This window comes from Veillonella parvula (assembly GCF_902810435.1).
Lineage (GTDB): Bacteria > Bacillota > Negativicutes > Veillonellales > Veillonellaceae > Veillonella.
This window is the reverse complement of record NZ_LR778174.1, coordinates 1554305-1568028: the sequence shown is the minus strand read 5'-3', so window position 1 is coordinate 1568028 and position 13724 is coordinate 1554305. Positions and strand designations below refer to the sequence as shown.

Genomic DNA, 13724 nt, shown 5'->3' with positions numbered 1-13724 from the left:
TTTGTAATACATTTTATACACTTCGATGATTAGTGTATAATAAAGATGTATATAAGTCAGAAAGGAGTGTGCTCAATGGATATATTAGGGGCAAGGCGCTCCATTGAACAGAAACTGCTGATGCAATCCGTAGGGCTTATGGCTTTGGTGGCTGTGAGCGGTACGATAATGGGGATTGTGACCGGGTCGAGTGCGGTCTTATTAGATGGTGTATTCTCCTTTGTCGATGTAGTTATTAAGATTATGATGCTCATGACGGCCAAATTAGTGGCTCGTGAGACGAGTAAGCGCTTTCAGTTCGGATATTGGCAATTTGAACCTCTCGTACTCGCGGTGGAAGGTTTTTTTATTTTGCTTATCGTGCTGTACGCGTTATCCAGCGGTATTACGGATTTGTTAAGCGGTGGACGTCACGTAGACTTCGGACCAGCTATTTTCTATGCTATATTCTTTACTGTTGCAGATACTGCTTACTATCTTTATGTACGTCGTATTAATAAAAGTTTACAGTCTAACTTGATTAAATTTGATAATGTAAGCTGGTATGTCGATGCTTTGTTAGAAGCGGCTATCTTGATTAGTTTCGTTGTAGCTACTATGCTAGAAAGTACTGAATATGCTAGATGGGCTACCTATATTGATCCTATTGTATTAATTGTTTTAGCTGTACAGATGGTACCATCTGCATTTCGTATTATTGTGCCATCCATGAAACAAATATTGGGATGGGCACCAACTTCATTGCATAATGAAGTGCAAGAAATTATGGATCGCTTTATGGAAAAGTATAATTTTAAAGATTATGTGACGAGCGTGCAAGTATACGGCAATACTCGAATCATTGAAATTGATATTTTAGTTCCTAAAAGTTTTCCATATCAAACTATTGCTGAAATTGATGCTATTCGCAATGAAATTGACCAAGAAATCGGCGGTAACCCAACGGAAAAATGGGTGACCATTTCTTTTACAGGCACGCGTAAATGGATGGCAAAAGATTATTTGCTAGATGAAGAAGAGGATGAATAATATAAAATATTGGTGAGAAGTCTAGTATATAGCACATAATTTAATGATAAATACACCAATATATGGTATACTTAAACGTATTGAATATATTGTGCGTAACATAGTTGGAAAATGAGGTTTATAGTATGTTAGATTTAAAATTTGTCCGTGAAAATATTGATTTAGTGCAACAAAATTTAGATAATCGTCATACAAAAGGCGATCTGAAAACCTTTGTATCCGCTTATGATGAACGTCGTCAATTGATCGGCCAAGTAGAAGAATTAAAAGCGCTTCGCAATTCTGTAACAGAAGAAATTAGCAAATTAAAACGCAACAAAGAAAATGCTGATGAAAAAATCAAAGAAATGAAAAAAGTAGGCGATGAGATTGCTGAGCTTGATAACCGTATTCGCGAAGTGGAAACAAAATTGCGTGATGCGGCATTGATGTTGCCAAATATGTGTGATGCATCTGTTCCTGTAGGGGCCGATGAAGATGAAAATGTGGAGCAACGCAAATGGGGCGAACCACGTCAATTTAATTTTGATGTACAGGCTCATTGGGATTTAGGTGAAAGCCTCGATATCCTTGATTTCAACCGTGCAGGCAAAATGAGTGGAGCTCGCTTTACTGTGTATAAGGGGTTAGGGGCTCGTTTGGAACGCGCTCTTATCAACTTCATGGTGGATCTTCATGTAGATAAACATGGCTATACTGAAATGATGACTCCATATATGGTAACGCGTGAAACTTTGACGGGCACTGGGCAATTGCCTAAATTTGCTGAAGATATGTACCATGTAGAGGGAACGGAATATTTCTTGATTCCAACTGCTGAGGTTACATTGACTAATTATCACGGTGGTGAAATTTTGAGCGAAGAGGAATTGCCTAAATACTATACTGCATTCACCGCATGTTTCCGTGCTGAAGCGGGTTCTGCGGGGCGTGATACTCGTGGCCTTATTCGACAACATCAATTTAACAAAGTTGAAATGGTTAAATTAGCTAAACCAGAAGATTCTTTCAAAGAATTAGAAACATTAACAGATAATGCAGAAGAAGTATTGCGCTTATTAGAATTACCGTTCCGTGTTATCACTCTGTGCACAGGTGATATGGGCTTTGGTTCTGCTAAAACCTATGATGTAGAGGTGTGGATGCCTGCACAAGGCAAGTATAGAGAAATTTCCTCTTGTTCTAATATGACTGATTTCCAAGCTCGACGTGCTAATATTAAATTCCGTCGTAGACCTAAGGGTAAACCGGAATTCGTTCATACATTAAATGGATCTGGTCTTGCAGTAGGGCGTACAGTAGCCGCTATCTTGGAAAACTATCAACAAGCCGATGGGTCCGTTGTAATTCCAAAAGTTCTCGTGCCATACATGGGTGGCGTTGAAGTGATTTCACCGGCTAAATAAGAGGGGGCATTTTATGAGATTCTTTATTGATACAGCAGAATTTGATGAGATTAAAGAGGCCTATGACTTTGGTTTTATTGATGGCGTAACTACGAACCCATCGCTTATCGTGAAAGCTAAACGCGATTTGAAACAAGTTATTTCTGAAATTGCAAATCTTGTTGATGGACCTGTTAGCGCAGAGGTTATTTCCTCTGATACTGAAGGCATGGTGGCGGAAGCACATGACCTTGTGAAATTAGGCTCTAACGTGGTTATTAAAGTTCCTATGACTCCAGAAGGCCTTAAAGCCGTTGCTGTTTTGCGCAAAGAAGACATTAAAACGAATGTGACTTTGATTTTTTCTGCAAACCAAGCGTTATTAGCTGCTCGTGCAGGTGCAAGTTATGTGAGTCCATTTGTGGGGCGCATTGATGATATCAGCATGGATGGCCTTACATTAATTCAAGATATTGCAGATATTTTCGCTATTCATGAAATTGAAACTGAAATTATTGCTGCTAGTGTGAGAACGCCGTTGCATATTATTCAATGTGCTAAGGCAGGTGCTCATATTGCAACTGTTCCATTTAAAGTACTTATGCAAGCTATGAAACATCCATTGACTGATGCAGGACTAGCAAAATTTATGGAAGATTGGAAACAAGCTAATCAATAAGTTAGAGACTCTAGGTAAGAGTCATATCAATACATAGAGGACTTATAAGGAGGCCCATTATGGATCGTACATTATCTTTGGAATTTGCTCGTGTCGTTGAAGCCGCAGCTTTGCGTAGCGGTCGTTTGCTTGGCCGTGGGCAAAAGGATGCAGCCGATGGTCTTGCTGTAGATGCTATGCGTCAAGCGTTTGATTCTGTTCGCATTTCTGGTACGGTAGTTATCGGAGAAGGCGAAATTGATGAAGCTCCTATGCTTTATATCGGAGAACACGTAGGCGCTGGCGGACCAGAAGTAGATATCGCAGTTGATCCTATTGAAGGGACAAACTTGATTGCTAAAGGTCAAAATGGTGCTATTGCAGTTATGGCGATTGCAGAAAAAGGTGGCTTGTTACATGCACCAGATATGTACATGGAGAAACTTTGTGTTGGTCCTCGCGGTGCAGGTGCTATCGATATTACGAAATCTTTGACCGAAAATATCAAAAATGTAGCGACTAAAATGGAACGTAATGTAGATGAAATCACGTTGGTTATGCTTGATCGTGAGCGTCATCAAGGCTTGATGAAAGAAGCTCGTGAAGTAGGGGCTCGCATTATGCTCATCTCTGATGGTGATGTTAATCCAGCTATGGAATGTTGTATCGAAGGTTCTGGGGTACACATGGTTGTAGGTACTGGTGGTGCACCTGAAGGTGTACTAGCGGCTGCAGCCTTGAAATGTGTAGGCGGCGATATGCAAGCTCGCTTAAAACCAGAAACGGATGAAGAAATTCGTCGTTGCCATGAAATGGGTATTGCCGATGTAAACCAAGTGCTCACATTAAATGATTTAGTTCGTACTGATGATGTTATCTTTGCGGCTACTGCCATTACACGTGGTAACTTATTAAATCCAATTCAATATTTTCCAGGTGGTGCGCGTACGCATACTATTGTAATGCGGTCTAAAACTGGTACGGTTCGCTTCCTTGATACCGTGCATATGGATCATAAACTTAAAACATTAAAAGCAAAATAAGAATAAAGCCCTGAAATATACTCAAAAATTGGACATAAATTTTTGAGATATATTCAGGGCTTTTTTTCTTTGTATTTTCTCTTATTCTCTTGATGAGATATATCGAAAAATAGTATAATAACATTTAGTATATGACGTTATAAATACAAGGTCTTGTAGCTTATACAAGATGAACGATATAAAGTGTAGGAGGAATTCTGTTGGAAAAGTTAATCATTCAAGGTGGCAATCGGTTGGAAGGACGTGTACGTGTTAGTAGTGCTAAAAATGCAGTGCTCCCTATTATTGCCGGTACTTTGCTAGCATCAACGCCTAGTAAATTGCTTGAAATTCCAAATTTAGAAGATGTAGGCACGATTTGCCAAGTTATCGAGTCTTTGGGGGTTAAAATCGCTCGTAATAATGCAGATGGTGAAATTGTTTTTGATGCTTCTACATTGACTGCTACGGAAGCTCCTTATGAACTTGTACGTAAAATGCGTGCATCCTTCCTTGTCATGGGTCCACTTTTGGCTCGTAAAGGGGAGGCTAAAATCTCAATGCCTGGTGGATGTGCTATCGGTGCACGCCCCATTGATCTTCACTTAAAAGCATTTGAAGCATTAGGTGCAAAAATTGAAATTACTGAAGATTACGTATATGCTCATGCACCGGAAGGACTTAAAGGGACTCAAATTTATTTGGATTTTCCAAGTGTGGGGGCTACAGAGAATGTAATTATGGCTGCTTCTATGGCGAAAGGTAAAACCGTTATCGAAAATGCTGCAGAAGAGCCTGAAATTGTTGATTTGGCTACATTCTTAAATGCTATGGGTGCTAATATTCGCGGAGCTGGTACAAATGTGATTCGTATTGAAGGTGTACCTCAATTAAACGGTGCTATTCATACAGTAATTCCTGACCGCATTGAAGCTGGTACATATTTAATCGCAGCTGCTATGGCAGGTGGTGATGTATTTGTGGAAAACGCATTGCCAGAACATCTAAAACCAGTAGTGGCTAAATTAAAGGAGGCTGGTGTAACAGTAGAGGAAGAAATCGACGGTATTCGCGTTATCAGTAGTGGTAAAGGCATTAAAGCTGTGGACATTAAAACATTGCCATACCCTGGATTTCCAACAGATATGCAAGCTCAATTTATGGCTCTTACTACGATTGCGGAAGGCACTAGTACAGTAACAGAAACTGTTTTTGAAAACCGATTTATGCATGTTGCTGAACTTCGTAAAATGGGAGCGCATATCGACATTGACAATCGTCAAGCTATTGTCGAAGGTATGCCAAGCTTACATGGGGCTATAGTAAATGCTACTGATTTGCGTGCTGGAGCGGCGCTTGTATGTGCTGCATTGACTGCGGAAGGTAGAACAGAAGTCGGTCGTTTACATCATATTGACCGAGGTTATGATGATTTTGTAGGTAAATTGCAAAGGTTAGGTGCTGATATTGTTCGGGTTGACGAATAAGAGTACACAGCCAAAACAAAATAAAAAGAAAAGAAGCCGGCGCTCTAAAGGGCCGGCTTTATACAACGAGCAACAGAACTTAGGTGCTGCAAAGGTTGAAAATTCGAAAGTGAGTACTACACGCAAACCATTGAGAAGGACAAAACGTAAGTCTACTAAGCTTTCAAATGGCGTGGCAAAGCAAGCTAATCATTTGGCCTCCAATATGCGTGAGACCATGATTAAAGTTACAAAAATGCGCCGTGCTGAACGACGTAGTCGTGAGACTGTAGCGATTGCTAAAACAACACCAGCCATGACATTAAAACGTTTAGTTCGACCTGAGCAAGTTGGGGATTTTATGAGTCGTTTAAATCGATCCTTAAACTTCGATTTGGGAATTGATTTAGGGACTGCAAATATCCTCATTTTTGCGAAGGGTAAAGGCTTGGTATTAGATGAACCTGCGTATATTGCACGGGATGATAAAACTGGTGATATTCTTGCTTTAGGTGAGGCTGCACGTTCTATGGTGGGCCGTACTCCAAAAGGGATTTCCGTCATCCGTCCAGTTCAAGCGGGCGTTATTGCAGATTATGATATGACAGAATTCATGTTGAAGTACTTTATTCGCTCCGTTGTACCTGCTTCTAGATTGATGAAGACGCGTATTATTGTATGTGTTCCGTCGGGCATTACACCAGTTGAAAAACGCGCTATTTTGGAAGCTTTACTCAGAACTGGTGCAAAAAAGACAGTCCTTATTGAAGAACCATTGGCTGCTGCTATGGGGACTGGTCTCAATGATGCTGAGCACGTAGGGGCGATGGTTGTCGATGTTGGTGGTGGCACTACGGATATTGCCGTTCTTTGTGATACGGGTGTAGTTGTAAGTGAATCACTTCGCATCGGTGGAGATTCTTTTAACGAATCTATTATTCGCTATATCCGTCGTAAGAAACGCTTGGTTATTGGTCCGCTAACAGCAGAGAAAATTAAAATTTCTGTAGGGACTGTGGATCGCCGTGCAAAGGAGCGCACGATTGAGGTACGAGGACGAGATTCAAGTTCTGGATTACCAAAGATGGTTGCGGTGAATTCTTTAGAGATTCAACGTGCTCTAGAAGCACAAGTGATGAATGTTTTGGAAGGCGTTAAGTCTATTCTAGAAAAAACTCCACCGGAACTTGTGGCCGCTATCAACGATCATGGCATAATTCTTACTGGTGGTGGCGCGCTCATCGATGGATTAGACCGTGTTATTACACGTTCTATTGGAATCGCGGCATACCTTGTAGAATCTCCAAGATATGCAGTGATTAAAGGTGTTGCAAAGGCATTAGATGAAATGTCACAGCTTCGTGATACATTAGATGAGTTACAATAATATAGTTACAATAATATACCATGATGATGTAAGCTTAAATTGACGAGGTTATGGTCTACAGTTATTCTATTTTATGTATGGAGTATCTTTAGACTGTAACCTCGTTTTTCGTTTATTTTTTGAATTTTTCATCTTTATGCTGTATACTATAGTAAAAGTATATTGCGTAAAATTGATGTAATGATATAAGGCCATTATTATGGTTTGTAGCTATAGAGGAATTAAAGATGAAACGATATCTGTATATGACTTTTGCTGTTTTAGGTCTACTGGGTAGTACCGTTCCTCATGCTGAGGCCGGTAATTTAACAGGGGTGCGCGTATCTAATCATGAAGGTACAAGCCGAATTGTTTTAGATGTATCTGAAATGCCTGTATCTTGGACTCAATCCTATAATGAAGAAACACATGCTCTTACATTGAACTTAGGGGGCACTACAAATGCTTTAACTGGCCCCATATCACAAAATGATAAAAAAACGGGAGTTCTTAAAGGCATTGGCTTACAACCGGTTAATGGGGCCTTACGAGTAACATTAACAGCGAATAAGGATGTACAACATCATGAGTTTGCATTAGAAAAGCCTTCGCGTATAGTAGTGGATTTATTTTCTGGCTATGCGCAACAGACTACAAAAGATGTAAATAAATCTGTAACGTATAGCAAAATTAATAACACCGTAGCTGAAGGGAAAATTCAAGCCTTTGCATTGACCGTAGATAATGATTCACCTATGGTGGTGGCGCATGTTCCAGAAGGTAAACCATTATCTTCTGTTACTCAAGCTCATACAGCTATCATTGGAGCAAAGGTAAAAGGGGGCAGTTTTGAACGACCTTACTCAGTGGCGAGTGATGGAGCCATTGATTTAGAGCGTATTTCTAATCGTGGTACGTTACGATATACGCCTAATAGAGGATACTTTATAGAAGAGAAAAAACCTTTGCTTCAAGCTAAAACAAAGAATGAGAGTTTTGTAATCACCTCCGTTGATACGGTTCGTAAAGAGAATGCCTTGACCCTTTATACGTCAACTTATGGTCCTTCTACAAAGACCAATGAATATGGTTATGAAGTGACTGTAGCTAATGGCAAGGTTATTAGTAAACAAAAGGGAAATTCTAAAATTGGGGAAAACCAATATGTATTGTCTGGTCATGGCGAATCTGGAAATGCTTTACGAAAATTAAAAGTTGGAACACCTATTACGATTCAAAATAGAGAAGAACTTGCTCAAGTTAGTACTACCGGTGGAGCTAGTTTAGAAGTGGGCACTATGGTGATGAAAGGCGGTCGCTATGTAGGAGCTGATGAATCTAATAACAAAGGTCGTAGTTTCATTGGAACCACAAAGGAACATGATTTAGTTGTGCTAACAGTTGATAAATCCGAACTTCAATCTGTAGGTGTGACTCAAAAAGAAGGAGCTCAGTTATTGTCTAAATTAGGTGTTGTTGATGGCGCTGAATTATCAAATCAAGGTAGCATTGATATAGTTATCAATGATGATTATGTACACAAATCTTCTGCACCTATGAGTTATGAGGATATAGTAATTATAAAATAGATTCGTTGCATACAATTTTGTTTGAAATATTACTAATAATTTAGTATACTATAAATACATAACTAATTTTGTAAAAGGAGGGATCGTTATGAAAAGAGTAGTGTTAGCTTTAGCTGCATTAGGCATTTTAAGTGTTAGCTCTGTAATGGCGGCCCCTGTATCATACCAAAGTGTATTAACAGGTAAAGTTGCTTCTACAGTTTCTGTTGGTACTTCTGTAACAGAAGGCCAAACATTGGTGACTGTAGAGACATTGGCTGGTCCTATGGCTGCTGCTAAATCTACTGTAACTGGTACTGTAACGGCGGTTAATGTTACAGTGGGTTCAGACGTTTCTCGTGATCAAATCGTTGTCACTGTAGAAAGTAAATAAAGGAGAGAAGGAATGAAGTTTTCTCATTCTTGGCGTCGGTATAGAAAAGCGATACTGGCGCTTTTCTTCTGTACTTCACTTACAACTGTACAGGCTATTGATTTTATGCCTGTCAATGATGTAACAACAGGTATGGAAGGTATTGCAAAAACTGTAATCGTAGGGGATACTATTTCCACCTTTGATGTAAAGGTATTGGGTGTCATGAAGGATAAGGGACCATCTGGTCATCTTATTTTAGCCAAGTTTTCCGGACCCGTTATGGATCAAACTGGTGGCATTGCGCATGGTATGAGTGGTAGCCCTGTATATATAAATGGTAAACTTGTTGGGGCTGTTGCTTATGGCTGGGGGTTTGCGGATGGTACGATAGGTATGATTACTCCTATTGAGGATATGGTCAAACTATGGAATATACCATATGAGAAAAACTTATCTAAACCTTGGGATGATACACAATTGATTCCTTTAGGCACTCCACTTATGGCGTATGGCTTCGATGCGGCATCAATGGAATACTTTAAATCGAAGTTACCACAATATAAATATGAAACATATGACACCGCAAGTGCTAGTGGTGATGAAATTGCAAAACCTTTAGAAGCTGGTGGCTCGGTAGCGGCTTTGCTAGTTGATGGTGACCTTAAATTGGGCGCTATTGGTACTGTTACTCATGTAGATGGTGAAAAGGTTGTTGCCTTTGGTCATCCATTCTTAAAACATGGTTCTTCTAACTATTTTATGCACAATGCAAGTATCTTTACCGTTGTAAAAAGCTATAATGCTGCCTTTAAGCTTGGCTCTATGGGTAAAGAGATTGGTTCTGTTACTGAAGATAGAGGTGCCGGTATTGCAGGTGTATCAGGCGTGATTTCGCCAGGTATTCCATTGCGATTCCATTTAAAGGATATTGATATGGGCCGTGATAGAACTAGTTCCGTCAAGGTTATTGAAGATGGTGAAATGACACCAACTTTAGCAGCTACAGCCTTATACAATATGTTGAATAAAACATTGGATCGCAGTGGTTCTGGTACGGCTACAATTTCTTATACTATTACGCCAAAAGGGAAAGAACATAAGCCATTAACGCGGACAAATATGTTCTACAGCTCTGATTCCATTAGTGAAAAAGCAGTTGATGAATTTTATAATGTTATCGATGTGCTTATGAACAATCGATTCATCAACTATGAAATTTCGGATATTTCGGTTGAAACAAACGTAACGCAAGATAAGAAAACAGCCAAGCTTATAGATGCTTCTGCTTCGTCTACTGTAGTTTCTCCTGGGGATACTATTGTAGTAGATGTAACATTAGAACCGTTCCGCGGCGAAAAGGTTATTAAACAAATCTTCTTTAAGGTCCCAGAAGATCAAGCTATTGGTAAATATACTTTAGAGGTACGTGGCGGTGGCGAGATTCCATTGCCATACGTATTGGAAAAACAAAAGTATAATTTAACAGACGAAATTTTACGCCGTTTGAAAGTTCATAAAGATTTCGATGAGCTTTATGATGAGATTCAAAAGACTGATACAAATAATCAAATCGTTGTAGAATTTTTGGAAGATGGTATTAGCTTAGTTGATGAAGATGGCTCTCAATCTGTTAAAAAGGCTAAACTTAAAGATGTGGAATCAAAACCTATGCCAGGGGATGTAAAGAAAAAAACAGGTCAAGAAGATTTGAGTTCTAGTAAGGATGATGAAAAGAAACCTGAAAAGACTGCCGTTGATACTGAGTACATCGTGCAAGGTGATGGTCAATTTACGATTCATGTAATGAAGCCCGCTGATCGTGATAAAGAATTAGCAAAACGCGTCAAAGAAGCGAAACATCAGATTAAGATGGAACGCAAGTTAGAATTGGAAGATCAATCTAAAAAAGATAAAACGGATAAAGCTGAGTCTAAAAAGGACCCTAAAAAAGAGTCGAAAGAAACTAATAAAAAAGATGAGGCTAATGCTGGTGAAACAAATACACCTGAATAAGTTGAAACTGTAAGGGAAAGGGAGACACTGTTGAGTTGGCTAGAATCGATAGGTCGAGTCGTCATAAACGGCCTATCACAGATGGGTAGTGCTACATTATTAGTGTGGCAAACAATAAAACAATTAAAAATGATTAATCTGTGGCATGTATTTCAGCAGATGGCTCACCTAGGGGTAGACTCTTTGCCTATTATTAGCTTAACTTTGCTCTTTGCTGGTGCGGTTATGACTTTACAGATTACAGATGTACTTATTACCTATGGTGCTCAAAGTACAGTAGGTGGCCTTATGGCTGTAGCTATGGGCCGTGAATTGGGCCCTATCTTAGTTGGTGTAGTATTAGCCGGCCGTGTTGGCGCCGCCATCACGGCTGAAATTGGTACAATGAAGGTAACAGAACAAATTGATGCCCTACGTGTTATGGCTGTTGACCCTGTTGGTTACCTCGTGGTACCACGTGTAGTAGCGTGTATGATTATGGTGCCAATTTTGGCATTTTATGGTGTTGTTATCGGTATTGCCGGTGGTTACTTTGTAGCCACTGTTATCAAGGGTTTGGCGCCTAGTACATATTTAGACTCTATTCAAATGTTTTCTACCATTTCAGACTTCACTTTAGGTCTTATAAAGTCTAGTGTGTTTGGTGCTGTCATTGCATTGGTAGGTGCTTATAAGGGCATGGAAACTAAAATGGGCGCAGAAGCTGTGGGCTTTTCCACTACTAGTTCTGTAGTAACTAGTATTATTCTAGTATTTGTATTAAATTATTTTTTATCTACATTGTTATTTTAGTAGATATTTTTAGAGGGATTTATGATTGAACTACGCAATGTTGTAGTTGCCTATGAGTCACGTGTGATTTTAGACTCTGTTAATCTCACTATTAATGATGGGGAGACGTTAGTTATATTAGGCGGCAGTGGTAGTGGTAAAAGTACACTGCTTCGCTTATTAATAGGTTTACAACGTCCTACATCAGGGCAGATTATCGTAGATGGCACAGATATAACTACATTATCTGAAGATGAATTTAATACAGTACGAAGAAAAATGGGGATGGTATTCCAATATTCAGCTTTGTTTGATTCTATGTCGGTAGGTGAGAACGTAGCTTTTGGTTTGCGTCAACATACGAAGTTAAAGGATGACGAAATCAAACGCATTGTGGCAGAAAGACTTGATTGGGTTGGTTTAAAGGGATATGAGTCATATATGCCTAATGAGTTATCTGGTGGTATGAAAAAGCGGGTTAGCTTAGCTCGTGCTATAGCACTAGATCCGAGTTTAATTCTTTATGATGAACCTTCATCAGGGTTAGATCCTATTACATCAGGTACGATTAGTATGCTAATTAAGGGGATGCAGAATCGGCTCGGTTGTACTTCTATCGTGGTAACACATGATATGCAGTCAGCATTTTATGTTGCTGACCGCATAGCTTTACTCGATCAGGGGCATTTTGTAGAAATTTCTGATACAATAGAATTTAAGAATTCTACAAATAAGAAGGTACAACAATTTATTCATGGTGAAGCAGAGCCGATTAACGAATCTGCGATGGGAGATATATAATGAAGTGGACGACGGAGGCCAAGGTAGGGGCTTTTACAATAATAGGTATAGTTCTATTTATTGCAGGCATACTATTTGTAGGCCGTATCGATATTTGGGCTAAACCGCAAATGACAATTACAGGTGATTTCACTCAAGTAAATGGCCTAAAAAATGGGAATCAGGTTAAATTTTCCGGCGTGGCCATCGGGACTGTTTCTGATATTGAAATTACACCGCGTGGCGTTGTGGTTAAGATGAAGCTTGATGAAAAAACGCAGATTCCAAGTGACTCGATGTTTTCCTTGGGGTCAGATGGTTTTTTAGGTGATAAATTTATTCAAATTTCACCAGGACAGTCTAAAGTATATTTACAGGATGGTGACTCCGTTAAAGGTGAAGGCGTTGATGCTGTGGATAAGGCCATGCAGAGTGCGCAAAAGTTAATGGATGGCACTGAGAAGATGCTACAGTCTATCAATAGTATTATTGGTGATCCTGCAACTCAAAGTGCACTTAAATATTCCTTGCAATCTACAGCGGTGATGGCTGATAATGCGGTAGCTATTACACAAAATATGGCGGATGTAACGGCTCAACTAAATCAAGCAGCACAGCAATTTAATGCTGATGGTAATGCAGGTAATGATATGCGTGCTATTTTAACTAATTTAAAACAAACTACTGATCGTGTAGATAATATGGCTCGTACCATGGAATCGACTGTAACAGATCCTAAGGCACAAGAAAATATTAAAGAGACTTTACATAATACGGCACAGATTTCAGCTCGCATCAATAAACTGATGGGCGGAAAGGCGTACCAAACGGATGTAAATGGAAATAGTGTAGAGGTTGGTATGACTGAAAAAAAGTCATTTACCAAGATTGAACCATCTGTAGATTTGTTGTATAACACAACGGATAATGAATTCCGTGTCAATGGTAGAGTACGTGCCTTTAACAATAAAGGAATGGCTGAAATTGGCCTTTCTAATATAGGTGATGATACTACTTTTGATCTGAATGCAGGTCGATTTATTAGTTCTAAATGGTTGGTGCGTGGTGGTATTTTTGAAAGTGAATTGGGTCTCGGGGTGGATTATAACCTCCGTGGTCCTGTGTCCTTATCAGCCGCGCTATATGACCTTAATCATCGTAAATATCGTATTCGTAGTGATATACGTTTGCATAAAGATACCTATGGCGTTATTCAAATGACCAGACCGTTCAGTTCTACGAATGGAGGTACCTATTTCGGTATTAAACAAGTATTCTAATGACTAACAC

At 39.5% G+C, this 13724-nt stretch carries 12 protein-coding genes; all 12 read left to right on the top strand.

The window, feature by feature from the left end; all coding sequences use genetic code 11:
* Positions 1-75: 75 nt before the first annotated feature.
* The 12 genes from FNLLGLLA_RS07110 (at position 76) to FNLLGLLA_RS07055 (ending at position 13714) form a co-directional block, all read left to right on the top strand.
* Complete coding sequence (locus tag FNLLGLLA_RS07110; protein ID WP_024060966.1) at positions 76-1029, top strand: cation diffusion facilitator family transporter; 954 nt, start codon at positions 76-78, stop codon at positions 1027-1029.
* Positions 1030-1154: 125 nt separating this feature from the next.
* The gene (gene serS / locus FNLLGLLA_RS07105) at positions 1155-2435 is read left to right on the top strand and encodes a serine--tRNA ligase (RefSeq protein WP_024060967.1); all 1281 of its coding nucleotides are present in this window, start codon (positions 1155-1157) and stop codon (positions 2433-2435) included.
* Positions 2436-2448: 13 nt separating this feature from the next.
* Entirely contained in the window at positions 2449-3093 is a 645-nt protein-coding gene (fsa, locus tag FNLLGLLA_RS07100) for a fructose-6-phosphate aldolase (protein ID WP_156696962.1), read from the top strand.
* 59 nt (positions 3094-3152) lie between these two features.
* Positions 3153-4115: a class II fructose-bisphosphatase gene (gene glpX / locus FNLLGLLA_RS07095; protein ID WP_024060969.1), complete on the top strand. Its 963-nt coding sequence runs from the start codon at positions 3153-3155 to the stop codon at positions 4113-4115.
* A 200-nt stretch (positions 4116-4315) separates the two neighbouring features.
* The gene (murA, locus tag FNLLGLLA_RS07090; protein WP_156696963.1) at positions 4316-5581 is read left to right on the top strand and encodes a UDP-N-acetylglucosamine 1-carboxyvinyltransferase; all 1266 of its coding nucleotides are present in this window, start codon (positions 4316-4318) and stop codon (positions 5579-5581) included.
* On the top strand, positions 5562-6947 hold the full coding sequence (gene mreB / locus FNLLGLLA_RS07085; RefSeq protein WP_156696964.1) for a rod shape-determining protein: 1386 nt from the start codon (positions 5562-5564) through the stop codon (positions 6945-6947). The genes murA and mreB overlap by 20 nt, the downstream gene beginning before the upstream one ends.
* A gap of 227 nt (positions 6948-7174) precedes the next feature.
* Entirely contained in the window at positions 7175-8515 is a 1341-nt protein-coding gene (locus tag FNLLGLLA_RS07080; RefSeq protein ID WP_156696965.1) for a phosphodiester glycosidase family protein, read from the top strand.
* An 88-nt stretch (positions 8516-8603) separates the two neighbouring features.
* A complete protein-coding gene (locus tag FNLLGLLA_RS07075; protein ID WP_004695449.1) occupies positions 8604-8888 on the top strand; it encodes a biotin/lipoyl-containing protein in 285 nt (94 codons plus the stop codon).
* A 12-nt stretch (positions 8889-8900) separates the two neighbouring features.
* Positions 8901-10883 (top strand): SpoIVB peptidase S55 domain-containing protein, encoded by a 1983-nt coding sequence (locus FNLLGLLA_RS07070; RefSeq protein ID WP_156696966.1) that lies wholly within the window; start codon positions 8901-8903, stop codon positions 10881-10883.
* 30 nt (positions 10884-10913) lie between these two features.
* The gene (locus tag FNLLGLLA_RS07065; RefSeq protein ID WP_004695453.1) at positions 10914-11675 is read left to right on the top strand and encodes an MlaE family ABC transporter permease; all 762 of its coding nucleotides are present in this window, start codon (positions 10914-10916) and stop codon (positions 11673-11675) included.
* A gap of 21 nt (positions 11676-11696) precedes the next feature.
* Positions 11697-12455 carry an ABC transporter ATP-binding protein gene (locus FNLLGLLA_RS07060; RefSeq protein ID WP_004695454.1) on the top strand — a complete coding sequence of 253 codons (759 nt, stop codon included), beginning with the start codon at positions 11697-11699 and terminating at the stop codon, positions 12453-12455.
* Entirely contained in the window at positions 12455-13714 is a 1260-nt protein-coding gene (locus FNLLGLLA_RS07055; RefSeq protein WP_174892351.1) for an MlaD family protein, read from the top strand. The genes FNLLGLLA_RS07060 and FNLLGLLA_RS07055 overlap by 1 nt, the downstream gene beginning before the upstream one ends.
* The last annotated feature ends 10 nt before the right edge of the window (positions 13715-13724 follow it).

What these genes read in the sequence shown, in the direction of transcription:
- fsa (WP_156696962.1), top strand. Translation starts at nt 2,449, where the DNA reads ATGAGATTCTTTATTGATACAGCAGAATTTGATGAGATTAAAGAGGCC.
- FNLLGLLA_RS07060 (WP_004695454.1), top strand. Translation starts at nt 11,697, where the DNA reads ATGATTGAACTACGCAATGTTGTAGTTGCCTATGAGTCACGTGTGATT.
- FNLLGLLA_RS07070 (WP_156696966.1), top strand. Translation starts at nt 8,901, where the DNA reads ATGAAGTTTTCTCATTCTTGGCGTCGGTATAGAAAAGCGATACTGGCG.
- glpX (WP_024060969.1), top strand. Translation starts at nt 3,153, where the DNA reads ATGGATCGTACATTATCTTTGGAATTTGCTCGTGTCGTTGAAGCCGCA.
- serS (WP_024060967.1), top strand. Translation starts at nt 1,155, where the DNA reads ATGTTAGATTTAAAATTTGTCCGTGAAAATATTGATTTAGTGCAACAA.
- FNLLGLLA_RS07080 (WP_156696965.1), top strand. Translation starts at nt 7,175, where the DNA reads ATGAAACGATATCTGTATATGACTTTTGCTGTTTTAGGTCTACTGGGT.
- FNLLGLLA_RS07055 (WP_174892351.1), top strand. Translation starts at nt 12,455, where the DNA reads ATGAAGTGGACGACGGAGGCCAAGGTAGGGGCTTTTACAATAATAGGT.
- FNLLGLLA_RS07075 (WP_004695449.1), top strand. Translation starts at nt 8,604, where the DNA reads ATGAAAAGAGTAGTGTTAGCTTTAGCTGCATTAGGCATTTTAAGTGTT.
- FNLLGLLA_RS07110 (WP_024060966.1), top strand. Translation starts at nt 76, where the DNA reads ATGGATATATTAGGGGCAAGGCGCTCCATTGAACAGAAACTGCTGATG.